The sequence below is a fragment of the Mucilaginibacter sp. CAU 1740 genome, assembly GCF_039839285.1.
GTDB lineage: Bacteria > Bacteroidota > Bacteroidia > Sphingobacteriales > Sphingobacteriaceae > Mucilaginibacter.
Genome location: NZ_JBDOQS010000006.1, coordinates 233,461 through 256,850 on the forward strand (window position 1 = coordinate 233,461; position 23,390 = coordinate 256,850).

The 23,390-nt window shown below is 43.3% G+C and carries 18 protein-coding genes; 14 read left to right on the plus strand and 4 right to left on the minus strand.

Annotation, left to right across the window (positions count from 1 at the left end; genetic code table 11):
• Positions 1-10 precede the first annotated feature (10 nt).
• From AAFN85_RS15215 to AAFN85_RS15225, 3 genes are all read left to right on the plus strand, one after another.
• Positions 11-805 (plus strand): undecaprenyl-diphosphate phosphatase, encoded by a 795-nt coding sequence (locus tag AAFN85_RS15215; RefSeq protein WP_347528357.1) that lies wholly within the window; start codon positions 11-13, stop codon positions 803-805.
• A 149-nt stretch (positions 806-954) separates the two neighbouring features.
• On the plus strand, positions 955-1,677 hold the full coding sequence (gene truB / locus AAFN85_RS15220) for a tRNA pseudouridine(55) synthase TruB (RefSeq protein WP_347528359.1): 723 nt from the start codon (positions 955-957) through the stop codon (positions 1,675-1,677).
• 75 nt (positions 1,678-1,752) lie between these two features.
• Positions 1,753-2,679 carry a bifunctional riboflavin kinase/FAD synthetase gene (locus AAFN85_RS15225; protein ID WP_347528361.1) on the plus strand — a complete coding sequence of 309 codons (927 nt, stop codon included), beginning with the start codon at positions 1,753-1,755 and terminating at the stop codon, positions 2,677-2,679.
• Between the two features lie 107 nt (positions 2,680-2,786).
• On the opposite strand, the gene AAFN85_RS15230 is transcribed toward AAFN85_RS15225, so the two are convergent.
• Entirely contained in the window at positions 2,787-3,410 is a 624-nt protein-coding gene (locus AAFN85_RS15230; protein WP_347528363.1) for a LysE family transporter, read from the minus strand.
• A gap of 210 nt (positions 3,411-3,620) precedes the next feature.
• Between AAFN85_RS15230 and AAFN85_RS15235 the strand changes: the two genes are divergently transcribed.
• Positions 3,621-4,547 carry a cobalamin-binding protein gene (locus AAFN85_RS15235; protein ID WP_347528365.1) on the plus strand — a complete coding sequence of 309 codons (927 nt, stop codon included), beginning with the start codon at positions 3,621-3,623 and terminating at the stop codon, positions 4,545-4,547.
• 376 nt (positions 4,548-4,923) lie between these two features.
• A complete protein-coding gene (locus AAFN85_RS15240; RefSeq protein ID WP_347528367.1) occupies positions 4,924-7,479 on the plus strand; it encodes a family 20 glycosylhydrolase in 2,556 nt (851 codons plus the stop codon).
• A gap of 244 nt (positions 7,480-7,723) precedes the next feature.
• Here the strand turns inward: AAFN85_RS15240 and AAFN85_RS15245 are convergent, their stop codons facing one another.
• Both AAFN85_RS15245 and AAFN85_RS15250 read right to left on the minus strand, forming a co-directional pair.
• On the minus strand, positions 7,724-9,802 hold the full coding sequence (locus AAFN85_RS15245) for a TonB-dependent receptor (protein ID WP_347528369.1): 2,079 nt from the start codon (positions 9,800-9,802) through the stop codon (positions 7,724-7,726).
• A gap of 129 nt (positions 9,803-9,931) precedes the next feature.
• The gene (locus tag AAFN85_RS15250) at positions 9,932-11,263 is read right to left on the minus strand and encodes a sorbosone dehydrogenase family protein (RefSeq protein ID WP_347528370.1); all 1,332 of its coding nucleotides are present in this window, start codon (positions 11,261-11,263) and stop codon (positions 9,932-9,934) included.
• A 165-nt stretch (positions 11,264-11,428) separates the two neighbouring features.
• Here AAFN85_RS15250 and AAFN85_RS15255 point away from each other — a divergent pair, with 165 nt between their 5' ends.
• Positions 11,429-13,387 (plus strand): gliding motility-associated C-terminal domain-containing protein, encoded by a 1,959-nt coding sequence (locus AAFN85_RS15255; protein ID WP_347528371.1) that lies wholly within the window; start codon positions 11,429-11,431, stop codon positions 13,385-13,387.
• Between the two features lie 82 nt (positions 13,388-13,469).
• Positions 13,470-14,396 carry a gliding motility-associated C-terminal domain-containing protein gene (locus tag AAFN85_RS15260; protein WP_347528373.1) on the plus strand — a complete coding sequence of 309 codons (927 nt, stop codon included), beginning with the start codon at positions 13,470-13,472 and terminating at the stop codon, positions 14,394-14,396.
• 316 nt (positions 14,397-14,712) lie between these two features.
• On the opposite strand, the gene AAFN85_RS15265 is transcribed toward AAFN85_RS15260, so the two are convergent.
• Positions 14,713-15,234, minus strand: a complete 522-nt coding sequence (locus AAFN85_RS15265) for an NAD(P)H-dependent oxidoreductase (protein WP_347528374.1) — start codon at positions 15,232-15,234, stop codon at positions 14,713-14,715.
• Positions 15,235-15,533: 299 nt separating this feature from the next.
• Between AAFN85_RS15265 and AAFN85_RS15270 the strand changes: the two genes are divergently transcribed.
• The 7 genes from AAFN85_RS15270 (at position 15,534) to lepB (AAFN85_RS15300) (ending at position 23,118) form a co-directional block, all read left to right on the plus strand.
• The gene (locus AAFN85_RS15270; protein WP_347528376.1) at positions 15,534-16,337 is read left to right on the plus strand and encodes an AAA family ATPase; all 804 of its coding nucleotides are present in this window, start codon (positions 15,534-15,536) and stop codon (positions 16,335-16,337) included.
• A gap of 3 nt (positions 16,338-16,340) precedes the next feature.
• On the plus strand, positions 16,341-17,252 hold the full coding sequence (locus tag AAFN85_RS15275; protein WP_347528378.1) for a ParB/RepB/Spo0J family partition protein: 912 nt from the start codon (positions 16,341-16,343) through the stop codon (positions 17,250-17,252).
• Positions 17,253-17,267: 15 nt separating this feature from the next.
• Positions 17,268-17,960 carry a DUF5683 domain-containing protein gene (locus tag AAFN85_RS15280; RefSeq protein WP_347528379.1) on the plus strand — a complete coding sequence of 231 codons (693 nt, stop codon included), beginning with the start codon at positions 17,268-17,270 and terminating at the stop codon, positions 17,958-17,960.
• A gap of 24 nt (positions 17,961-17,984) precedes the next feature.
• A complete protein-coding gene (dapB, locus tag AAFN85_RS15285; protein ID WP_347528381.1) occupies positions 17,985-18,734 on the plus strand; it encodes a 4-hydroxy-tetrahydrodipicolinate reductase in 750 nt (249 codons plus the stop codon).
• A gap of 36 nt (positions 18,735-18,770) precedes the next feature.
• Positions 18,771-20,210, plus strand: a complete 1,440-nt coding sequence (gene lepB / locus AAFN85_RS15290) for a signal peptidase I (RefSeq protein WP_347528383.1) — start codon at positions 18,771-18,773, stop codon at positions 20,208-20,210.
• 262 nt (positions 20,211-20,472) lie between these two features.
• Positions 20,473-21,615 carry a signal peptidase I gene (lepB, locus tag AAFN85_RS15295; protein WP_347528384.1) on the plus strand — a complete coding sequence of 381 codons (1,143 nt, stop codon included), beginning with the start codon at positions 20,473-20,475 and terminating at the stop codon, positions 21,613-21,615.
• A 21-nt stretch (positions 21,616-21,636) separates the two neighbouring features.
• Positions 21,637-23,118, plus strand: coding sequence for a signal peptidase I (lepB, locus tag AAFN85_RS15300; RefSeq protein ID WP_347528386.1), 1,482 nt, complete (start codon positions 21,637-21,639; stop codon positions 23,116-23,118).
• Positions 23,119-23,390 lie beyond the last annotated feature (272 nt).

Here is a 23,390-nt window from a genome sequence, read left to right on the forward strand (position 1 = left end):
CTAAGCCCTAATGAATTTAATCCACGTTATTGTCCTTGCTATAATTGAAGGGATAACTGAATTTTTGCCGGTATCATCAACCGGTCACATGATCATCGCGTCATCCATAATGGGCATAGCTGCCGATCCTTTTGTTAAGCTTTTTACCATAGCTATACAATTGGGCGCTATCCTTTCGGTAGTGATATTGTATTGGAAAAGGTTTTTGCAATCGGTTAATTTCTATCTTAAACTGCTTATCGCTTTTATACCTGCTGCGGTGTTTGGCTTGCTGTTCAGCAAAAAAATTGATGCTCTGTTGGAGAGTGTTTATGTAGTAGGCATTACCCTCTTTGTAGGCGGGATCATTTTATTGTTTGTTGATAAATGGTTCAATAAACCGGTTGTTAAAGAAGAGAAATATATCAGCAATTTAACGGCGCTTAAAATAGGCTTCTTCCAGTGTTTGGCCATGATCCCTGGTACATCACGCTCGGCAGCTACCATAGTTGGTGGCATGAGCCAAAAATTAAGCCGCACAGCTGCTGCAGAATTTTCTTTCTTTTTAGCTGTACCTACCATGTTTGCAGCCACCGCCAAAAAGCTTTATGACTTTTATAAAGAAGGCCACGCTTTTACCGGCGAACAGATAAAATTGCTGGCTATAGGTAACGTTATCGCTTTTATAGTTGCCTTATTGGCTATTAAAACTTTTATCGGTTTTGTTGAGCGCAAAGGCTTTAAGGTATTTGGCTGGTACAGGATCATTGTTGGTGCTATCATCATCGGTTTGATGTTGAGCGGGTATCAGTTGCAAAACGTTTAAATAAAACTCATTTTAATAAGTGCGAACGGGGCTATAGGCCCCGTTTATGTTTTATCACTTTTTCGGAAAGATCTGCAATAACATCAATCAAAGCAGAAATTGTACCTTTGTGAAAATCCGGTAAACAGCCGGATGGATTTTAACAGGATTTGAAGAACACGTACACCAAAATAGAAGAATTTGCCGAGGGCCAGCTGCTACTGGTTAACAAACCTTACCAGTGGACCAGCTTTGATGTGGTTGGTAAACTTCGTAACTCGTTTAAGCCGCTAAAATTAAAAGTAGGTCATGCCGGCACGCTCGATCCGCTGGCTACCGGTTTGCTCATTATCTGCACAGGCAAAATGACCAAACAGATAGATACTTTCCAGGCCGAGGAGAAAGAATATACAGGTACCATGGTGCTGGGCGCAACCACCCCATCGTACGATATGGAAACAGAACCAGATAAAAGTTTTGACATCAGCCAACTTACCGAAGAAGAACTCCGTAACAACTGCAAACAGTTTACAGGTGATATTCAACAATATCCACCCGCACATTCGGCCATTAAGGTTGGTGGCGAGCGATTGTATGAAAAAGCCCGCCGGGGAGAGGAAGTAGAGCTTAAGCTACGCAGTGTAACTATCACCGAATTTGAGCTTACCCGTGTTGAACTGCCCGAAATTGATTTCAGGGTGGTGTGCAGCAAGGGGACTTACATCCGATCGTTGGTGAATGATTTTGGCGCGGCTTTAAATAACGGGGCTTATCTTTCCAAATTAAGACGCACACGTAGTGGAAACTTTAAAGTGGAAGATGCCTGGGAGGTGATGGAACTCGTAAATACCATCAGGGAGCTAAAAGTATCAGATGTGCATACCGCGCGTTAATAAAATTGACAAAGCGTAAACACTCTGGTGGTTAATCCCATCAACTAAAAATTAATTTTGTGTTTTACTCCTATAATGAGGGTTTACAATAACATTAACGAATTTACAGCGGTTAACAATGCGGTAGTCACCATCGGTACATTTGATGGCGTACACTTCGGTCATCAGAAAATAATTGCTGGCATCAAAGAGCTGGCCGATAGCATTGGCGGCGAAACCGTGATCCTGACTTTTTTTCCGCATCCAAGGATGATCCTGAACCCGGAAGATGAAAGTATCAAATTGATCACCACCATTAATGAAAAGGCCGAGCTGATGGAACGCCTCGGTATTGACCACCTGATCATCACTCCCTTTTCTCGAGATTTCTCCAACCAAACCGCCGAAGATTATATCCGCGATGTGTTGGTGAAAAAGATCGGCACAAAAAAAATAGTGATAGGGTATGACCACCGTTTTGGTAAAGACAGGCAAGGAGGCCTGGAAGATTTGCAACGCCTCGGGCCGGTTTATGGTTTTGATGTTGTGGAAATTCCTGAGCAGGACATTAATGAAGTGGCCATCAGTTCAACCCGGATCCGTGCGGCTTTGCTAAGCGGCGATATTAGCCTGGCCAATACTTGTTTAGGTTATCCGTTTTTTATTACCGGTAAGGTAGTAAGAGGAGATCAAATCGGCAGGCAAATAGGCTATCCTACAGCCAATATCGTAGTAGAGGAAAAATACAAACTCATTCCTTCTGATGGCATTTTCGCGGTAAAGGTGATCATCGCCGATCAAAAATATAAAGGCATGGCTTACATAGGTACCCGCCCTACAGTTAATGGTCTAACCCGTAATATCGAGGTGAATATATTTGATTTTAACGAGGAGATCTACAACCAAACCATCCGCATGGAGTTTCACCATTACATTCGTGGTGATGTGAAGTTTGCTTCGTTGGATGAATTGAAAGTGCAGCTGGCGCAGGATAAGGTGGATGTTTTGAACCTTGATTTTTAGAATGCGTATCCCCAAAGCGTCATTGCGAGGTACGAAGCAATCGCGAACTATACAGGGCGGCTATGCTTCTGTGCGATTGCTTCGTACCTCGCAATGACGTTTTTTAATTAATGCTTAAAAAATGTCAAATATATCTGCTTCACCACATGATACGCCGCGAATCCAAAAAATAACACCGCTATACTGGTATTGATCAGCTTATTACTCAACGCGAATTTCTCCTGGATATATTTGGCAAATTTGGCGTAGATGAACAGACATAAAAAAGCCCCTGCTGCCGATCCAAGGCTGAAAATAACCAGTGCTACACGGCCATCTAAAATCCATTCGTGTGTAATTAGATAGGTGCCGGTTACCATCCAAAATGGTATTTGCATGGGGTTTAAAAAGCCTAATAGTATCCCATACTTAATACTTGCATGTTCGGAGTAGTTTGATTTTGGCGGCGTGTTACGATGGATCCATGTAATATATCCCATCACGCCAAACAGCACAACCATGATCCAATCGATAATAGTTCCGAGCTTTAATTGGCCGGAAAGCCACCTCGCGGCATGCATAATGAAATAAGTAAAGAAAAACTCGACGGCAGAAAAAGCGGTTATAAAGCGCACGGCTTCTTTAATGCCACGGTTTATGGTGATCTGTACTAAAGTTAGGTTTATGTTGCCGGGCGGTATGTAGCCGATGAAATTAGCTATAAGCCCGATGAAAAACGTTAAAAATATCATCGCTGTAAAGATAGGTTGTTAATGTGCAGATGTGCAAATTTCAAATGTGCAGATGTATGATAGTACAAATTGATGCTGTTACAATAAGTAACTGTCACCGGATGCAATGATTTGCAAATCTGAAATTCGAATAATTAGAATTTGCACATCCGCACATTTGAAATTTGCACATCTATAATTCTTACATTTGCAACCTTTTAATTTGTTAATATGTCAGCTCAAAAAATAGTTTCATTACTGCCTGCCGCTACCGAAATAATTTGTGCCTTAGGATTGGAAGAGAATTTGGTTGGTCGCTCGCACGAGTGTGATTTTCCGGAATTAGTAAAACAACTACCGATTTGCACGGAAGCTAACTTTCCGGATGGTTTGAGCAGCGGGGATATCGATATCAAAGTAAAAGAGATCCTGGCCGACGCGCTTTCTGTTTACACCGTAAAACGCGAGCAGATCAAAGCCCTTGCCCCCGATGTGGTAGTGACGCAGGCACAATGCGAGGTTTGCGCCGTATCATTAAAAGATGTGGAAGAAGCTTTAGAGAATTATTTGGATAAGCAAGCGCAGATCATCTCGCTGCAGCCTAATAGCCTCGATGATATTTTTAAGGACATTGCCACCATCGCTGCCGCGCTAAACGTGCCGCAAGCCGGTGCTGATCTGCTTGAAAGCTTGCAGGAACGGGTGGATATTATTAAGCATAAACTCAAATTTATAGATAGTAGGCCTACTGTGGCTTGCATAGAATGGCTTGATCCGCTGATGATATCAGGGAATTGGGTGCCGGGACTGGTTGACATTGCAGGTGGCACGCCGGTTTTAGCACAGGATGGCAAACATTCGCCCTATGTAACCTGGGAGGATATCAGGCTACAGAATCCAGAAATTATTGTGGTAATGCCATGCGGTTTCAGCATTGAGCGTAGCATGAAAGAGATCAATTTATTATTAGAACTTCCTGGTTTTACTGAGCTGAAAGCTGTAAAAAATGATAGGTTTTATATTGCCGATGGCAACCAGTATTTCAATCGTCCCGGTCCACGGATTATTGATTCGATCGAGATTTTGGCCGAGATCATTCGTCCTAAACAATTCATATTTGGGTATGAGGGTGAGGGGTGGATCAAATTTTCTTTATAAAACAAATCGCTGCCGCAGGTTTAGCGTAACCTGTGGTTTACCATAACTGAAGTTTCCAACTTCAGTCCCCTTACCCCAAGAAGGTGCTCAAAAAAATCAAGTAAAGCTGCTTTATCTTTGAGCGTCATTGCGAGGTACGAAGCAATCCCCGACTGTACAGGGAGATTTGCATGGCCGCTCTGCTTCTTGGGGATTGCTTCGTACCTCGCAATGACGATTTTTATATGTGTTAGAATAACTTCTAAGGAATAGCCAACCAGGGGCGTCACATCCCAAGCCCACGGTGAGCAGCAAATCAATATAAATTACTTATTAAAATAATTTAAAAAGTAATTATATTTACCTGTCTGCTATCCTCCAGGCACAGCAATCAATTATGAATAAACTTTTTACGATGATGGTTATCGCCGCGGTTTTTGTGTGCAGCGGTTTTAAATTTATTGATGATAAAAAACCGAACATTGCCGATCTGCACCTGAACTGGCAGGTGGTAGACAATAACTATCAAAATAAAAATGAAGCTTTAACAGCGTTGGCAATTACCAACAATAGTCATGAAGTTTTGCCTGCCAGTGGATGGAAGATCTATTTTAACTCGGGCCGTGGTTTTACAAAAAATGCGGTAAGCAATAACGCTATTATTGAGCAGGTAAACGGTGATATGTACAGCATTACCCCGACCGCAGGCTTTAAAGACCTGAAACCCGGCGAAATCGCCCGCATTGAATTTGTTTGCGACGACCCGGTAGTGAACATTACCGATGCCCCCGAAGGCCCCTACCTTGTTTGGGATGCCCAACCTGAAAAAGGCTACTCGTTTGGCTCGTATGATATCACACCATACAAACCGACCTACCAAGGCCTCATCACTCCCGAAATAGTTTACAACAGGAACAAAACCGTTGCCGATATCCCAGCAGACCAGTTGATAAAAGTATTTCCAACTCCGGCAAGTTACACTGCGGGGAGTGGCTCATTTACTTTTGCATCTAATATTCACATCTCGGCTCAGGATGCCCGGTTTAATAAAGAAGTTACCGTGTTAGATAATTACATTTTAACACTGTTGGGAAAGAAAGGATCTAACCGTTATTCTGACAATGCTATCTCTCTTGAGTACAAAGCCGGTTTGGCCGATGAAGCTTATGAATTGAGTGTAAAGCCTGCATCTGTTACTATCCGGGCATCTACAAATGCGGGGATGTTTTATGGCATCCAATCGTTTAAAAGCATGATCCCGGCAAGTGTTTCTGCAAAAGCGCCGGCTTCAGTACAAATACCATGCGTTGAGGTTGCCGATGCTCCTCGCTTTGCACACCGCGCCGTAATGCTGGATGTGGCCCGTAATTTTCAATCCAAACAACAAGTGTTGAAATTGCTGGAGGCCATGAGTCTTTATAAACTAAACGTTTTGCACCTGCATTTAACGGATGATGAAGGCTGGAGGATAGAGATCCCATCACTGCCTGAGCTTACTTCGGTAGGATCAAAACGCGGCCATACTTTGGATAGCAAAACTCATTTGCCGCCGTCGCATGGTTCAGGCCCGGATGTTAGCAATACTGTAGGTAGCGGTTACTATACCAAAGCTGAATATATCGAGATCCTGAAATATGCCAACGACCGCCACATTACCGTAGTGCCGGAGATTGAGACTCCCGGCCATGCCCGCGCATCTATCAAAGCAATGAATGCACGTTATGATCGGCTCATGGCGCAAGGAAAAAAAGCGGATGCCGAGAAATATTTGTTGTATGATGCCAACGATAAATCAGAATACCGCTCGGTACAATACTGGAATGATAATGTAATTGATGTATCGCTGCCTTCAACCTACAACTTTGTGGAGACTGTAGTTGATGATCTGATCGGCATTTATAAAGAAGCCGGTGCCCCGCTGCCAACAGTTCATTTTGGTGGTGATGAAGTGCCTGCTAATGTTTGGGGAAAGTCGCCAGCTTATTTGGCTTTAAAGGCAAGTCACCCCGAAATCCAAAGCACTAATGATCTGTGGTATTATTTTTACGGTCGCGTTAACGAGATCCTGAAAAAGAAAGGCATCCTGCTTTCAGGCTGGGAAGAGATGGCCCTACGCAAAACCACACTCGATGGCCAGCCAGCTTATGTGCCGAATCCCGATTTTAACAAAGAACATTTACAGGTAGATGTTTGGAATAACGTGTTAGGCGGTGGACAGGAAGATCTGGCTTATCGTTTAGCCAATGGCGGCTACAAGGTTGTACTAACCTGCGTTACCAACCTGTATTTTGATATGGCCAACTACAAATCATTTGACGAGCCAGGTTACTACTGGGGCGCGTTTTTGGGGATTGATAAATTCTATTCGTTTATCCCTTACGACTATTTTAAAAACGCCGATGTTGATAAACAAGGCAACCCGATAAACCGAAATATATTTATCGGCAAGCAACGCCTTACCGATTATGGCAAAAGCAATATAGCGGGTTTACAAGGCGCGCTCTGGGCCGAAACGGTAAAAAGCCCCGAGCGGATGGAATACATGATCTTCCCACGCCTGCTTGGCCTGGCCGAACGCGCCTGGGCACCTGACCCGGCATGGGCTACCGAAAAAGATCCGGCTAAAAGCAAAGCCGAATATGATTTGGCCTGGTCGAACTTTTTGAATGTATTAGGCAAGCGCGAATTGCCGCGTTTGAGCTATTATAACGGCGGTTATGATTACCGTGTACCTAAGCCGGGTATCAGCCTTGAAGATGGCAAATACCTGAGCAATGTGGAGTTTCCGGGCTTAACCATTAGATATACTACCAACGGAAAAGATCCGGATGCCAGTAGCAAGGTTTATACCGGTCCGGTTAATTATAATGGCGGTGTTATCAAATTCCGCGCTTTTGATCCTAAAGGCAGGGGAGGGAATATAGCTGAGGGCGGCAATAGCATTAATCCTTAATTCAGTTTGCAGTTTTAGGTTTGCAGTTTGCAAGTCAAAAAAGGGCTTATGTTTTGCGAAACATAAGCCCTTTTCACTTTCAACCGCCGCTCTGCTCAACATGCGGTTTATCGCTCGTATAACACACCCCTGCTCCCGCTCTTTCCCATCACACTCTTAAGAGGGGATTTTAAAACGTTGACGCTAAGATATTCTCTTAAGTTAACGACACTCGGCAAGAGCCGAGCGTCTGTGGATGGTTGTATTAATATCTAAAATTCATCCCTGCCGAATAATTCCTCAAAGGCGCTGCGTTGTAATACCTATTACCCACCGCATTCAAATCATTCCCCAGGCTGTACTTTTCATTCAGCAGGTTATCCGCGGCAGCAAAAATTTCAAAGCGTGTTTTACGACCGATGGTTGGCTGATAGCTTACCCTGGCTTGTAACAGGTTGTATCGGTTGGCATAAACTGTTGAAGCATCATTAAGCGGAATTTTGGAAGTAAAAGTATGCTGTACAAAGGCCGAGATATTTTCAGGGAACCTAACCTGTACGCTGGTAACAAATACGTTTTTAGGTACACCGGTTAGCCTGCTACCCGAGTAATTGGCATCGGCAACAATATAATCCCTGAACCTGAAATGGCTGTACGTGAACGACTCATTAAACTGCAAGCCACGAACAAATGAATTCCCGTTTGGCCGGATGATCCACCAATATAACGAAGCTTCGGTACCTAACTGGTTGGTGCCCCCGGCATTGATATAGTGTTCCGTTTCGTCTGCATTAAGGCGGCGTACAATGGCATTATCCAACCTGTAATAATACACCGATGCATCAAGCATAAAACTTTCATCACTGTTGCGCAGGCGGAAACCTGTTTCATAATTCCAGCCATATTGGGCCTGCAGGCTGGTGTTGATAATATTATCAGTAGGGCGTACTTCGGCAGTGGTAGGGCTGGAGTAACCGCGGCTTACGCTTGCCCGCCAGGCCAACGGATTAATGATCTGGTAGGATAGCGCCAACCTCGGCATCAACTGCGCGCTGAAATTACGGTTAGTGAAATCCTGTTGGTTTAAGGGGTAGCGGTTTTTAAAATCGTAACCATAATCATTTAAACTCACCGCGGCCTCAATATGCAGGCGTTTATAAACATCAGCAGTATAACGCGCAAATACAAAATGCTGGTTGGTATGGATATCATCAACGGTTTGGGTAGTATCCTTTACGCCCTGCTTGTTGCCGTAATTGGCAATGTGCGAATTAGTTTGCTGCCATTCAAAACCCAGATCAACTTTCCAATCCAGGTTTGGTTTTTTGTTACCGCTGAGTTCAAAATAGGTACGGAAGCCATAGGTGTTTTCGCTTCGCTGTTCGTAATTGGTGATAAAGGGATTGGCAAAATCAACATGGTTGCCAAAAACGGCCAGCACATTGCGGATGTGATCATTAAAATGATATTCGTTGGTTAAGCCGCCCAAATACATTTTAGTAGTGATGCCTATACGTTGCTGAATAGCCCCGGGTAACGTGGGGGTTGGTTGGCGGGCCAGGCGCGGATTTGATGTGTATTGTGTCAGGTTAAGTCCGCCCGGAGTTTGGTAAGCCAGATCGGAATAGATACCTAACGCTTTCAGTGTGTTTTTGCCGCTGTAATTCCAGCTATCGGCCAGTTGGATGTAATTGCGGTGCGTATCGCTGTTTTGCCGGTAGCCGTGGTAGGTTTGAAAACTTTGGTTAATGTTGAATGTGTAATTGCTGGTTGTTACCTGGGCATTGGCCTTTTCATGAAATAATCCATACGAACCACCGCTCACCCCTGCCGAAATAAATGTACTATCATTATACCTGTTAAGCGGACTTAATATCACCACTCCTCCCGAGTTTGCTCCAAATAAGCTACCATCCGGGCCTTTCAATATCTCCACCTTTTGTATAGCAGCTATATCAATAGCATTTAAATAGCTATTGCCGCCTGCGTCTGTTAAAGGAATATCATCAAAATAAATTTTTACATCCCGTACCCCAAACGGCGACCGTAATAAACTTCCCCTAAGGGATAACCGGTAACTACCCGGCGACCGCTCTTCAGTACGTACACCCGGTACGGTATTCAAGGCGTTTACAAATGAGTTATCAGGTTGGATACGGAGTTGGGCTGCACCCAGCACACTTACCGATGCCGGTACTGTAATAATTGGTTGCTCGTTTAAGTAGCCTTTAATAACAACAGGCTCTAACCGGGTAGTATCTTTTTTGGGGTGGATTTTGTTTTGGGCGTTAACCGTAACAGTAGCGGCTAAAACAAAAGCAATAGTAGTAACTGATTTTAACATAGATAGCGGAACGATGTGCACCAAAAATAGGTGTTTATACTTATAAAAACACATCGCCCTAATGTAAATATCCCGATGCTTTATTAGGGAAGACCAAACTTCGCAAGTTTTATCAGATCCCAAAAGATATTAATGCTTCACCCTCCAAATTTTATTGCCCGCATCATCTGCCACAAGCAGTGAGCCATCCTTAGCTACAGCTACGCCAACCGGGCGACCGTAAACTTTATGTTTGGCACTATCGGCAATAAATCCGGTTAAAAAATCGGTAACATGCCCGGTAGGCTTATTGCCATTAAAAGGTACAAAAGCTACTTTGTAACCCACCAGTTTTGAACTGTTCCATGAACCATGCTGGCCAATAAACGCACCGTTATGGTACTCCTGCGGAAAGCTTGTACCGTTATAAAATGCAAGCCCCAATGACGCTGTATGCGAGCCAAGGGCAACATCGGGCACTATAGACTTTTTAACCATTGCAGGGTTGGGATCTTTTTGTTTCAGCACGGGATCTTCATGCCGGCCAAAATAAGCCCATGGCCAACCATAAAAACCGCCTTCCTGTACGCTGGTTAAATAATCGGGTACAAGATTATCGCCAAGGTCATCGCGTTCGTTCACTGCGGCATACAACTTACCTGTTCCTGGCTGTACATCAATACCAGCCGGGTTGCGCAACCCGGAGGCATAAATCCGTTCGCCGGTGCCATCTGGATTAATTTCGAGGATATTGGCGCGGCGTTTTTCGGCTTCCATCCCATGCTCTGCCACATTACTGCCCGATCCTACCGAAACATATATTTTAGTGCCATCGGCATTAGCATGCAAATTACGTGTCCAGTGGTTGTTGTAACCGCCAGCGGGCAAGTCGAGCACTTTAACGGCGGGGCTGGTTATTTTTGTATCTCCCAATTTGTATGGGTAGCGCCATAAGCCATCAGTGTTAGCTACATAAAACCAACCGCCCAGTATCAGCATGCCATAGGGCTGGTTTAAACCGCTTAGTAATACTGTTTTTGAATCCGCTTGCCCATCGCCATTAGTATCTTGAAATAAAATGATATCGTTTGCACTTTTGCCATAATACTGCGATTTACTCGCGCCTATAATATCCGCGCCTATCTTTTTTACCCCACTTATCTCGGTATTGGCTTCCGACACAAAAACATCCCCGTTAGGGCCTACATAAATATTGCGTGGGTTATTCAGGTTATCGGCATAAAGACTTACTGAAAATCCGTCAGGTGCTATCGGTGTTTTGCCATTTGGCCATCCAATTACCTGGCAAAAGGTTTTCACAGCCTTCGTTTCATATGGAGCAGGCAATCTTACCTCTTGTCGGCCATCGGTCAGTACTGTATCTGGTTTGTTATAGTTTGCATGCTGTTTTTGCTTGCACGATGTAACTGTAAATAGTAAACCCAATTGAAACAACAAGTATAATATATGATTGGCTTTCATATTAGCAGGGGTTTGTATATTATTAGTTAACTTTTGAGTGTTGGCTTTGTTTGCCGGTAAATAAGCATTTTCTGGTGTGTAATATATTCATTGTTTTATAGGCAATTATGCACCGCGATTGCCAAAAAAATATACTTTTGATTTTCTAAGTTTTATCCCCCATTAATGTATCTACGTTTTCCCTTTTTATCCCTGTTGATGTTCCTGGTATTATTGAACATTTCGGTAGCTAAAGCGCAGCAATGTGAGGGAAGTTATGGGGATCCGGTTGTTAAGCTTGATTTTGGATCGGGGACCAGCACAACAGGACCGCCGCTTGAAAGCGGTATTACCGAATATGTATATGTGCCCAATTGTGCCGATGACGGTCAGTACTCGATAGTGAGCAGCCAAATTTCATGTCATGATACATGGCATGTGGTTACGCATGATCATACAGGGAACCCAGGGGGCTATATGATGCTTGTAAACGCTTCGTTTTTGCCGAAGGCTTTTTTTACACAAACCAAAAATCTCGATCTCTGTGAAAATACCAAATATGAATTTTCGGCATATGTACTTAACCTTTTAAAGCTTTCGGCAAGTGTTGGAGGAACTGTACAACCCGACTTGCTGTTTACCATAAAAAAGCAGGATGGTACAATTTTAAAACAGTATGATACAGGTACTATACCACCTACTGCTGATCCGGAATGGGTGAAATACAGTATGCCCTTTTCAACCCTTCCTGGTGTTACCAGTATAATACTCGAGATAACTAATAACGGACCTGGTGGTAATGGAAATGATTTACTGCTTGATGATATAGAATTTAGAGCTTGTGGCCCTGCTATACCCGTAGGCTTCGGTTCGGTAGGTAATAATCAGCCCCAGCCGGCTTGCGCCAGTGATCCTCAAATTTATCACCTGGTTGCCAATCCGGGAGCTGGTTATGACAATCCTAAATATCAATGGCAAACAAGCAGTGATATGGGAGCCACCTGGACAAATTTAACAGGACCGCAGGCTACCACGCCTCAATATGATCTGAATTTTAGCGCTGATGCCGGTACTTATCAATACCGCCTTGCTGTTGCGGAGGGTGATAACATCAACTCGCCAAATTGCCGTACCTATTCGGGCGTGCTAACTATTAATGTAGATGCTTATCCTGTAGTTCCTCAAATAGATCCGGCTCCCGCCTGTATTGGTGAATCGTTTACTTTGAATGCATCGGGAGGGGCAAGTTATGAGTGGTTTGGTCCGGGAGTAACACCAGATAAAAAGCATGGGGCGAGTTTAACAATTGATAATGTTACGTTTGCTGATGCAGGTGATTATCACGTTGATGTGAAATCGACGAATGGCTGTACAACACCATCAAATAATATACACATCACTGTTAGCGCTAAGCCGGTAGCAGCTATTACCGGCCCATCAACGGTTTGTAGCGGCACTTCGGTTACGTTACAAGCTTCGCCTACTGATGCTAAAACTTATAGTTGGTTACCTGTTGAAGGTGTATCAGATCCCACTTCGCCCAATCCGATTTTTAGCCCTGCTCAAACCACAACTTACACTTTAACAGTAACAAATAATGGCGGCTGTATAGATAGTAAACAGATAACCCTCGAGGTGATCCCATCGCCAACGGTAAGCATCGGCGCTGTGAAAAAAATATTCGAGGGTAAATCGGTTGTGTTGGATGCAGAGGCGCATGATGCAGATCTTTATTTGTGGACGCCTTCAACTGGGTTGGACGATCCTACAAAGAAAAATCCTGTCGCCAGCCCTACCGATGATATTACATATACCGTAAAGGCTATGTCCGATAATGGCTGTGAACCTGCCTTTGCCAGTGTTTTTGTCAGGGTATTTAAAAAAATAACCATACCTACTGTAATCACGCCTAACGGAGATGGTAAAAACGATACCTGGAATATTGAAGCACTGGAAACATATCCCGAGTGCGAATTGAAAGTTTTTAATCGTAACGGCCAAACCGTATTTAGTAGTAAAGGTTACAGTAAACCATGGAATGGGGGATACAACGGATATGTTTTACCTTCAGGAACTTATTACTACACCCTCGATTTAAAAGATGGCGAACCGGTGAGGTCTGGCTGGGTTTATTTAGCACGTTAACTTTGCTTAAAAACTGACAGTAGAGTACTGCACCAACGCCGACAGTTGAACTTAAATTTGATGTTCAACTGTTGATTTTGTCATGCGGGCGCGTCTTCCTTTTTCTTTTTTTGTATTGCTGCTTGTTATAGCCGGTAAGTTAAGTGACGCGCAAACCAATGATTGTACCGGCGAGTTTGGGCACTGGCTTGTAAAGGAAGATTTTGGTGCTGGCATAGGGCATGGCCCGGCATTACCTGAAGGTGTTACCAACATGTATTACACCCCCGATTGCCCTGCCGATGGTTATTATACACTGGTTAACAGTACCGAAGGCTGCAGTGAAAACGAATGGCATAGGGTGAAGTATGATCATACCGGTAATAAAAACGGTTACATGATGATGATCAATGCATCTAACGAGCCAAGCACTTTTTATTCGCGCATGGTACCATCGCTTTGCCCTAATACCACTTATGAGTTTTCGGCCTATATTCTTAACCTGCTCAAAAGTTCCATTATAGGGCCAACAGTGCAACAGCCGGATATTCTGTTCTCTATCGAAACTACAACAGGCGAAGTGCTGGAAACATTGCAAACCCAGCCAATACCGGCTACCAGCACACCCGTATGGAAAAAGTATAAGCTGAGTTTTAAAACGCCCGATAATGTGACCAGCCTGGTATTAAAGATCAGCAACAAAGCACCGGGCGGCCCCGGAAACGATCTGTTGTTGGATGATATCGAATTTGTGACCAGCGCGCCGAAGGTTACCGTTTCTACCATGTTTTCGCCCAATGGCGATGGAGTAAACGATGTTTGGCGCATTGTTAATTTAAGTGCCTATACCGATTGCGTATTAACAGTTTATGATAGGAGCGGGGCGGTGGTTTTTAAATGTATAGGCTATGATAAGCCCTGGGATGGTACACGCAACGGCACCCTGCTGGATATGGGCACTTACTATTATGTCATTGACAGGAAGAACTATTTGCCGAGGATATCGGGATGGGTGTTTTTGATGAGGTAGTATTTAGAGAGGACAAGTACGCTGCAAGATAATCAAAAAGGCGTCATTGCGAGGAACGAAGCAATCGCACGGAAGTCGAGCGGTTATGCAACTCCCCCCTGTATAATTTGCGATTGCTTCGTTCCTCGCATGACATGTTTAAAAATAGGTGTCATGCTGAGCTTGTCGAAGCATGGTGGGCAGGGCCTCTGCGCGCGACCCTTCGACAAGCTCAGGGTGACAGGCCCACCCGCCGAATGTCATTACTCCTTCAGAGGCCTCGCCTTTTACTTACTCGCAATGAAGTGATTGGTATTTCTCGAAAATTATTAAAAGATCAAAAGGCTATGATCTTACCTATCTGTTCATCAACAAACTTAATGGTATCGGGCTTAAACAGGTTGCCTTCTTCATCAAACTCTTTATTAATGGCAGCTATATGTATTTTAAGCGCCATAATGTTGAGATGAAGGTAATGGCACACACCTGTAAAATGATCAACCCCGCGAATGTTGCCGTACTTGCCCGATGACAGGCCAACAAGCGCCGCCTTTTTATCATAAAAACTTTCGGGGAAGCTACAGGCATCAATAAAAACCTTTAATACACCGGGAAAACTGCCATTATATTCAGGTATCAGGAATATAAACTTATCGGTATTAGTAACTATTTGTTGGATAGGTTCAAACTCGGCGCTGCGCTTGTTGTACAGGTCGCTTACAATGATGTTTGGAGGTAACTGGGCTAATGATAATATGCCTGCCTCAACTCCCTTTTCTTTAAGTTTTTGCTGATAAACTTTGGCCAGTTTAAGCGTTGAACTTCCGGGGCGATTTGTTGAGGATATTATGGTTATCATTTATATGTTAGTAATTATTAATAATTAAATTGGCCAATGTAGTTATTGTTTATCGGATAATATCTTGTTATTGAGTTGTTTATTTTACTGTGATATGGATCATATCTTCAGCTAAACCTTTAAACCAATAACCTGCCAATTCAATAATTATGTTTGTAAATAGGCAAAACCTGTGGATATTCTACAATATTTAATTCCGTATCTTTATCACCGGATAAAAACTTTACGAAAGTAGAAATTTCTGTTTCTATTTTACGTTGTTATAAATCACAGTAATATAAATTTTTTTAAACTATAGAATGAGTAAAATTATTGCGTTGGCCAACCAGAAAGGTGGCGTAGGAAAAACTACATCATCTATAAATCTGGCCGCAAGTTTAGCTGTATTAGATTATAAAACGTTATTGGTTGACGCCGACCCACAGGCTAACTCAACATCGGGCATCGGCTTTGATCCCCGCAACATAAAAAACAGTATCTACGAATGTATTATCAATGAGGTTGACCCTCATGAAGCCATCCAGAAAACTGAAACCCCAAATCTTGATCTGCTACCAGCCCATATCGACCTGGTAGGTGCCGAGATTGAGATGATCAACCTAACCGGCCGCGAATACAAAATGAAGCAGGTGTTTGATAAAGTGCGCGATGAGTATGATTTTATCATTATTGATTGCTCGCCATCATTAGGTTTGATCACCATTAATGCCTTAACCGCTGCCGATTCGGTAATTGTACCGGTGCAGTGCGAATACTTCGCTTTGGAAGGTTTAGGTAAATTGTTAAATACCATCAAAATTGTTCAGTCGCGCTTAAACCCGCAATTGCAAATTGAAGGTATATTACTTACTATGTACGATGTGCGTTTACGCCTGAGTAACCAGGTAGTTGATGAGGTGCGTACCCACTTTGAGGATATGGTGTTTGATACCATTATACAACGTAACACCCGCTTAAGCGAGGCTCCAAGTTTTGGTGTATCGGTAATTATGCACGATGCTACCTGTAAAGGCGCGGTAAATTATTTGAACCTGGCCCGCGAGATATTAGCCAAAAATGGTTTGGTTAAAGACGAACCGGCAACTGCAACAGCAACAGTATAACAAATGAGTGGTGAAAAGAGAAATGCCCTGGGCAAGGGACTGAGCGCGCTGTTGAATGATACGCCCAACGTACAACCCTATCAAAACAAGCCAAGAGAAACTGCAACCCCAGCCGAGGTAAACGATCTTGGCTCGGTAAATGAAATAAAACTGGATGAAATTGAGGTTAACCCCTTTCAGCCCCGTACCGATTTTGACGAGCAGGCCTTAACCGAGCTATCCGAATCGATCAGGCTGCAGGGCCTTATTCAGCCTATAACACTGCGTAAACTAAGCGCGCATAAATATCAGCTGATATCGGGCGAGCGCCGTTTCCGTGCATCAAAGCTGGCTGGCTTAACTCAGATCCCGGCTTACGTTCGTACTGCTAACGACCAGCAGATGCTGGAGATGGCCCTTATTGAAAACATTCAGCGCGAAAACCTGAACGCCATTGAGGTTGCCCTGAGCTTTCAGCGGATGATTGAGGAATGTAACCTGAAACAGGAAGAATTGGGCGATAGAGTGAGCAAAAACCGCTCAACTGTTACCAACTATTTGCGTTTGTTAAGGTTGCCGCCGGTAATCCAGGCATCGATACGTGATGGTGAGCTTACCATGGGCCATGCGAAAGCTATTTTAACGCTTACCGACCCTGCAAAACAATTATTTATACATCAGCATATTATAAAGGAAGGTTTATCCGTTCGTAAGGTTGAAGAACTGGTAAGGGATATGCAAAAATCCCCGGTAAAAAAAGAGGGTAAACAACCCGAGCCGGTATCGTACCAGTTACAGAAGATCCAGGATGACCTGGCTTCAAAGTTCAGCACACGTGTAAAACTTAAAGTGGGCAGCCGGGGTAGTGGCGTTATCGAGATCCCATTCCTTTCGGAAGATGATCTTGGTCGTATCCTTGAGATGCTTGACTGGTAAACGTTAATATTTGTAATGTATAGATATCTGTTATTTTTAGGCGTATTTACTTTTTTCGCTTTTGTGGCAAAAGCCCAGGAGGCTGATACTACAGTGGCGAAGAAAGTTGATACGGTACAAAAAGTAAAGAAAAAAGCCTCTGGCACGCAAGTTGGATCATTTGCGCCACGCATTGATCCCGCTAAAGAAAAAATATATCACCCCGATAGCTTACATAGCCCTCACAAAGCGGTTATGCGTTCATTAATGGTACCGGGCTGGGGCCAGTGGTATAACCGTACCGGCTGGTGGTGGAAAATGCCTGCTATTTATGTTGGTTTAGGGCTATTTGCAAAAAACATTATAGATAATCAGCATTATTATAAAGAGTATCTTACTATTTCAAAATACAGGGCAGGGTTAACCCCAAAACCTGGCGATCCTTATTACCAGGAATACCTTGATTTTCAGGGCGTGGTCCCGGATGCCAACCTGAACGACGCGCGTGAGAACGCCCGTCGTAACCGCGACCTGAGTATTTTCGGCTTTTTAGGTGTTTGGGGTATCCAGATCATCGATGCCTATATCGATGCTAAGTTTATCCATTCGTACACGGTTGATAATAACCTGTCGTTTAAAGTATCGCCGGGATTAATTAACCAGCCGGTTTATGCAGTGGGTGCTAACAATACTTATATTCCGGGTTTAAAAGTTACCTTTACGTTTTAAATCAAGGAAAACCAGATACCCGAAATGAAAATAGCGTTACTTGGCTACGGAAAAATGGGCAAGATCATTGAAAAAATCGCCCTTAGCCGCAAGCACGAAATTGTACTGACCATTAGCCATGAAAACCTTCATGAGCTTACTCCCGAAAATCTTCAGAAAGCCGATGCCGTAATTGAGTTTACTACGCCTGCATCGGTATTGGATAATATTAAGCATTGCTTTAACGCGGGCGTACCTATTGTGGTTGGTACTACGGGCTGGTACGAACAATTAAGCGAAGTAAAGCAGTTGTGCGAAGAGAGTGATAATTCGCTTTTATACGCATCAAACTTTAGTGTTGGCGTTAACGTGTTTTTTCATGTTAATAAGCTATTGGCTAAAGTGATGAACCGCTACCCTTATTATGAGGTACAGGTTGAAGAAATTCATCACATTCAAAAACTGGATTCGCCAAGTGGCACGGCCATCACTATTGCCGAAGGGATCATCAACAATACCGATAGCAAAAATGAGTGGGTTAATGTGTTAACTACCGATGATAAGGACGACGATCAAAATGTTGTCCCTAATCAGTTGCTTATCGAATCGTTAAGGATTGATAGCGTGCCGGGTACGCATACCGTTATTTACGATTCGGAAGTAGATAGCATTGAGTTTAAGCACACCGCGCATAACCGTAATGGTTTTGCTTTAGGCGCTGTATTGGCTGCCGAGTGGCTTCACGATAAAAAAGGCTTCCACTCGGTTGAGGCCATGTTTGATTTTAACAGCTAATCATCACCCTTTATAAAAATGGGAATAGCGGGCTATATGAGTGTTTACGTCATCATAGGCCCGCTATTTTTATTGGTACTGGCCGGTTACTGGAAACTGTTTGAAAAGGCCGGCCGGCAAGGATGGGAAGCGCTGATCCCGGTTTATCAGCTTTACATCATGCTGAAGTTAACCGAAAGGCCATGGTGGTGGCTTTTACTGCTGGTTATTCCCGGTATCAATCTGATTTTGTGTATTGGTATTTTGGTCGATTTTATCAAATCGTTTGGTAAAGTGCGCGTAGGGCAGATCACCATGTCGATACTGTTGCCTTTTATATTTATCCCTAAATGGGGTTTTGATAAAAGCACGCAGTATATCGGTCCGCCGGGTGGCGATGATTTTAAAAATAAGTATGGTAAAAACCGGGCTAAATCGGCTACGCGCGAATTAGCGGAGGCTGTTTTTTTCGCCCTGCTGGCCGCCTGCGTTATCAGGGGATTTTTTGTTGAGGCCTATACCATCCCCTCATCATCAATGGAAAGCTCATTAATGGTGGGCGACTTTCTGTTTGTTAGCAAAGTACATTACGGGGCACGTTTACCCATTACGCCATTGGCTTTTCCGTTTGCTCATAATGCAATGCCTTATACCGGTGCCCGCTCATATTCAGATCTTATTCATTTGCCTTATTTCCGTTTACCCGGACTAACCGATGTTAAAAAAGGCGATGTGGTAGTGTTCAATTATCCCATGGATGCCGATTCGCCCTTTTACCGCCCGATTGATAAGCGTGATAATTACATAAAGCGTTGCGAAGGTACACCCGGCGATATCCTGAAAATGGAATTTGGACAGGTTTACATCAACGGAAACCTAATAGCCGCACCGCTAAACGCGCAAATGGAATACCAGGTGCGTACGCAACAGCCCGGAAAAGTATTTGATCCCGATACCCGGTATAAACTTCATTTAGAAGATATACAGCGGTTTACTAAGGTGGATTATACGCTGAACACAACCGCTGCCTCTGCCGAAAAACTAAGAGCATATCCTAATATTAAATCGCTAAGGCCGGATATCAAGTTAACTGGTGTGTACGATCCGGATGTGTTTCCGCATAATCCGCGTTTCAGGTGGAACGAAGATAATTTCGGCCCTATCATTATCCCTAAAAAGGGATGGACTGTTAAGTTGGATAGCCTGACATTATCCCTTTACAAAAGGGCTATCTCGGTTTATGAAAATAACAAACTTGAAGTTAAAGGCACCGACGTATTTATTAACGGAAAAAAGACCGATAGCTATACTTTTAAACTAAACTACTACTGGATGATGGGCGATAACCGCCATAACTCAGAAGATTCACGTTTTTGGGGCTTTGTGCCCGAAGACCATATAGTTGGCAAGGCTGTTTTTGTTTGGATGAGCTGGGATGCGAAAGCGCCATCGTTCAATAAGATCAGGTGGAACAGGGTGTTTAGGTTGATCAATTAGATGCTAAATGTGCAGATTTCAGATGCGCGGATGTGTAAATGAGAATAAATGAGGTAGATGTGCGGATTTCAGATGTGCGGATGTGCAAATGATAATAGATGAGGAGATTTGCAAATTTTGAATGGGCTGATAGTTGATTAATGAAAACCTATAATTAATATTGAAGAGCGTAACATATAACGTGTAACATATATCTTATACATAAAATATAAACATCAAAAAATCTGCACATTTGCACATCTGAAATTTGCACATCTGAATCATGAACTGGAAATTCTGGAAAAAGAAAGATACAAGTAAGGTAAAAAAGAAAAAAGGCGCGCTTCGCGAATGGGGCGATGCCATCATTTTTGCTGTAATAGCTGCCACGCTCATCCGTACGCTTTTTATTGAAGCTTACGTGATTCCCAGTGGATCGATGGAAAACTCATTGCTTATTGGCGATTACCTGTTTGTAAGTAAGGTAAACTATGGCGCGCGGATGCCTATAACACCGGTGTCGTTCCCTTTTATGCACCATACCACTCCTTTTGGTACCAAAGCGTATTGGGATGGGGTGAAATTACCATACTACCGCCTGCCTGGCTTAAGTGATATTAAAAAGCAGGATATCGTAGTATTCAACGCACCTATAGAGGCCGATTCACCGTGGTTCCGCCCGGTCGATAAGCGTGAAAATATCATTAAACGCTGCCAGGGTACCCCAGGCGATACGCTAAGCGTTGTAGATGCCCAGGTTTACATCAATGGAAAAGCTGCACCTAATCCTGAACGGGGGAAAGAAGGCTATTATGTTCAAACCAACGGAACCGAGTTTAATCCGGCTATCCTCACTGAGCTTAAAATAGAAGATCCGGCCCCAATGGGTGATAACCGTTACGAAATGAAAATGACCAAAGAGGCCGCGGCTACTTTAAAAACATATTCAAACGTAAAATCAATTGTTCCAGCAATTACGCTTAAAGGCACTTCTGATCCAATGAACCCTGTTTACCCGGCTAAATATCCGAAGTACAAGATCACCACACATTTTCCGGATTTTAAATGGAATGTAGATAACTATGGTCCTATCATTATCCCTAAAAAAGGTTGGACAGTTAAGTTGGATAGCCTTACCTTCCCGGTTTACGGTCGTGCAATCGAAATTTATGAAAATAATAAAGTAACAGTTGTAGGCAAGGATATCATGATTAACGATAAAAAAGCCGATACTTATACTTTTAAAATGAACTACTACTTTATGATGGGCGATAACCGTCATAACTCGGAAGATTCGCGCTTTTGGGGTTTTGTGCCCGAAGATCACGTAGTAGGCAAGGCTTTATTTACCTGGATGAGTATTGACAGTACCGCCACATTTTTTGACAAGATCCGCTGGAACCGTTTATTCAGGGGCATACATTAATAGTAATTTAAACACAGTATAGTGAACGTTGTAGCATTTTTTATTGCAATCATAATTTTTATCGTATTGCCTTACATAGGCTTATGGAAGTTGTTTCAAAAAGCAGACCGCCATGGGTTGGAGGCTATTATCCCGATTTATAACATTTATGTAATGCTTGAGCTAAGTGGCCGGCCGCGGTGGTGGATGCTTTTATTACTTGTTCCGGGATTAAACTTTTTAGTTATATTAGGTATAACCATTGATTTTTTAAAGTGTTACGGCAAGTTTAGCCTCGCTGAGCATATTGCAGGGATAGTTTTGCAATTTATTTATTTGCCTAAATGGGGTTTTGATAAAGATACCAAATACTTAGGCCTGTCGGCAACACCCGAGTTTAGAGAAAAGTATAAGAAGGCCCTCAAGAAAAGCCAGGCCCGCGAATGGGGGGATGCTATTATTTTCGCGGTGATTGCCGCCACAATGATCCGCACGCTGTTTATTGAAGCTTACGTGATCCCAAGTGCCTCGATGGAAAGTTCATTGCTTATTGGCGATTACCTGTTTGTAAGCAAGGTTAACTACGGTGCCCGTTTGCCAATGACACCGGTTGCATTCCCTTTTGCGCACCATACCATGCCGCTTATCAATACCAAGGCTTATTGGGATGGAATTGAATTGCCTTACTACCGTTTGCCTGGTTTAAGCGATGTTAAAAAAGGCGATGTAGTAGTATTTAACTATCCTATGGATGCCGATTCTCCTTATTTCCGCCCGGTTGATAAACGTGAAAATTATATTAAACGCTGCCAGGGAACACCGGGAGATACATTGAGCGTTGTTAATGCGCAGGTATATATTAATAGCAAAGCTGCTATTACCCCGCCTAATGGCGAGATCACCTACACCGTGAAAACTGATGGCAGCGAACTTAACCCGCAAATTGCGGAAGATCTGCATCTATCGGATATGCAATCGGTAAATAATACTGAGTTTATAACCAATACTACCGAAGAATCGGCCAAAGCTCTACGCGGCTATTCCAACATCAAATCGGTTACGCCGAGGATCAGTCCGCGTGGTGCTTCTGATGCCTTGAATGCTGTATATCCTGCTGCGTTTGCAAATTCGGTACTTACCCCTAAAATCCCGGATTACAAATGGAACGTAGATAACTTCGGACCAATTGTAGTGCCTAAAAAAGGCGGGACAATAAAACTGGATAGCCTGACTTACCCGCTTTATGCCCGCTGCATTTCGGTATATGAAGGTAATAAGGTAGAAGTAAAAGGTAATGAGATCTGGATCAATGGTAAAAAAGCCGATAGCTACACTTTTAAATTAAACTATTACTTTATGATGGGTGATAACCGCCATAACTCGGAAGATTCACGTTTCTGGGGTTTTGTGCCCGAAGATCATATTGTAGGTAAGGCACTATTTATCTGGATGAGTATAGATGATAATGCTTCGTCTATACTTCATAAAATACGCTGGAGCAGGTTGTTTAACCTGATTCATTAACCCCCTGAAGGGGGAACAAAGTAAAGGCCTGTTTTGCGGAAGCGAAACAGGCCTTTACTTTTTAGCACTGCCGCGGGTTTAGCGTAGCGTAACCCGTGGTACAAAATCACTTAAGTCTCTGACTTAAGTAACATGGCGAGCCTGCTTAAGGCCTTGATATTTGCCATAGGCTTTAAACGCTTGGCAGATGATATACTACTGGTTTTATTGGGGTTAAGTCAGAGACTTAACTCGTTTTACGCCACGGGTTACGCTGCGCTAAACCCGCGGCA

Coding starts and splice junctions, on each gene's coding strand:
- AAFN85_RS15215 (WP_347528357.1), top strand. CDS start 11: ATGAATTTAATCCACGTTATTGTCCTTGCTATAATTGAAGGGATAACT.
- AAFN85_RS15225 (WP_347528361.1), top strand. CDS start 1,753: ATGAGGGTTTACAATAACATTAACGAATTTACAGCGGTTAACAATGCG.
- AAFN85_RS15230 (WP_347528363.1), bottom strand. CDS start 3,410: ATGATATTTTTAACGTTTTTCATCGGGCTTATAGCTAATTTCATCGGC.
- AAFN85_RS15235 (WP_347528365.1), top strand. CDS start 3,621: ATGTCAGCTCAAAAAATAGTTTCATTACTGCCTGCCGCTACCGAAATA.
- AAFN85_RS15240 (WP_347528367.1), top strand. CDS start 4,924: ATGAATAAACTTTTTACGATGATGGTTATCGCCGCGGTTTTTGTGTGC.
- AAFN85_RS15245 (WP_347528369.1), bottom strand. CDS start 9,802: ATGTTAAAATCAGTTACTACTATTGCTTTTGTTTTAGCCGCTACTGTT.
- AAFN85_RS15250 (WP_347528370.1), bottom strand. CDS start 11,263: ATGAAAGCCAATCATATATTATACTTGTTGTTTCAATTGGGTTTACTA.
- AAFN85_RS15255 (WP_347528371.1), top strand. CDS start 11,429: ATGTATCTACGTTTTCCCTTTTTATCCCTGTTGATGTTCCTGGTATTA.
- AAFN85_RS15260 (WP_347528373.1), top strand. CDS start 13,470: ATGCGGGCGCGTCTTCCTTTTTCTTTTTTTGTATTGCTGCTTGTTATA.
- AAFN85_RS15265 (WP_347528374.1), bottom strand. CDS start 15,234: ATGATAACCATAATATCCTCAACAAATCGCCCCGGAAGTTCAACGCTT.
- AAFN85_RS15270 (WP_347528376.1), top strand. CDS start 15,534: ATGAGTAAAATTATTGCGTTGGCCAACCAGAAAGGTGGCGTAGGAAAA.
- AAFN85_RS15275 (WP_347528378.1), top strand. CDS start 16,341: ATGAGTGGTGAAAAGAGAAATGCCCTGGGCAAGGGACTGAGCGCGCTG.
- AAFN85_RS15280 (WP_347528379.1), top strand. CDS start 17,268: ATGTATAGATATCTGTTATTTTTAGGCGTATTTACTTTTTTCGCTTTT.
- dapB (WP_347528381.1), top strand. CDS start 17,985: ATGAAAATAGCGTTACTTGGCTACGGAAAAATGGGCAAGATCATTGAA.
- lepB (WP_347528383.1), top strand. CDS start 18,771: ATGAGTGTTTACGTCATCATAGGCCCGCTATTTTTATTGGTACTGGCC.
- lepB (WP_347528384.1), top strand. CDS start 20,473: ATGAACTGGAAATTCTGGAAAAAGAAAGATACAAGTAAGGTAAAAAAG.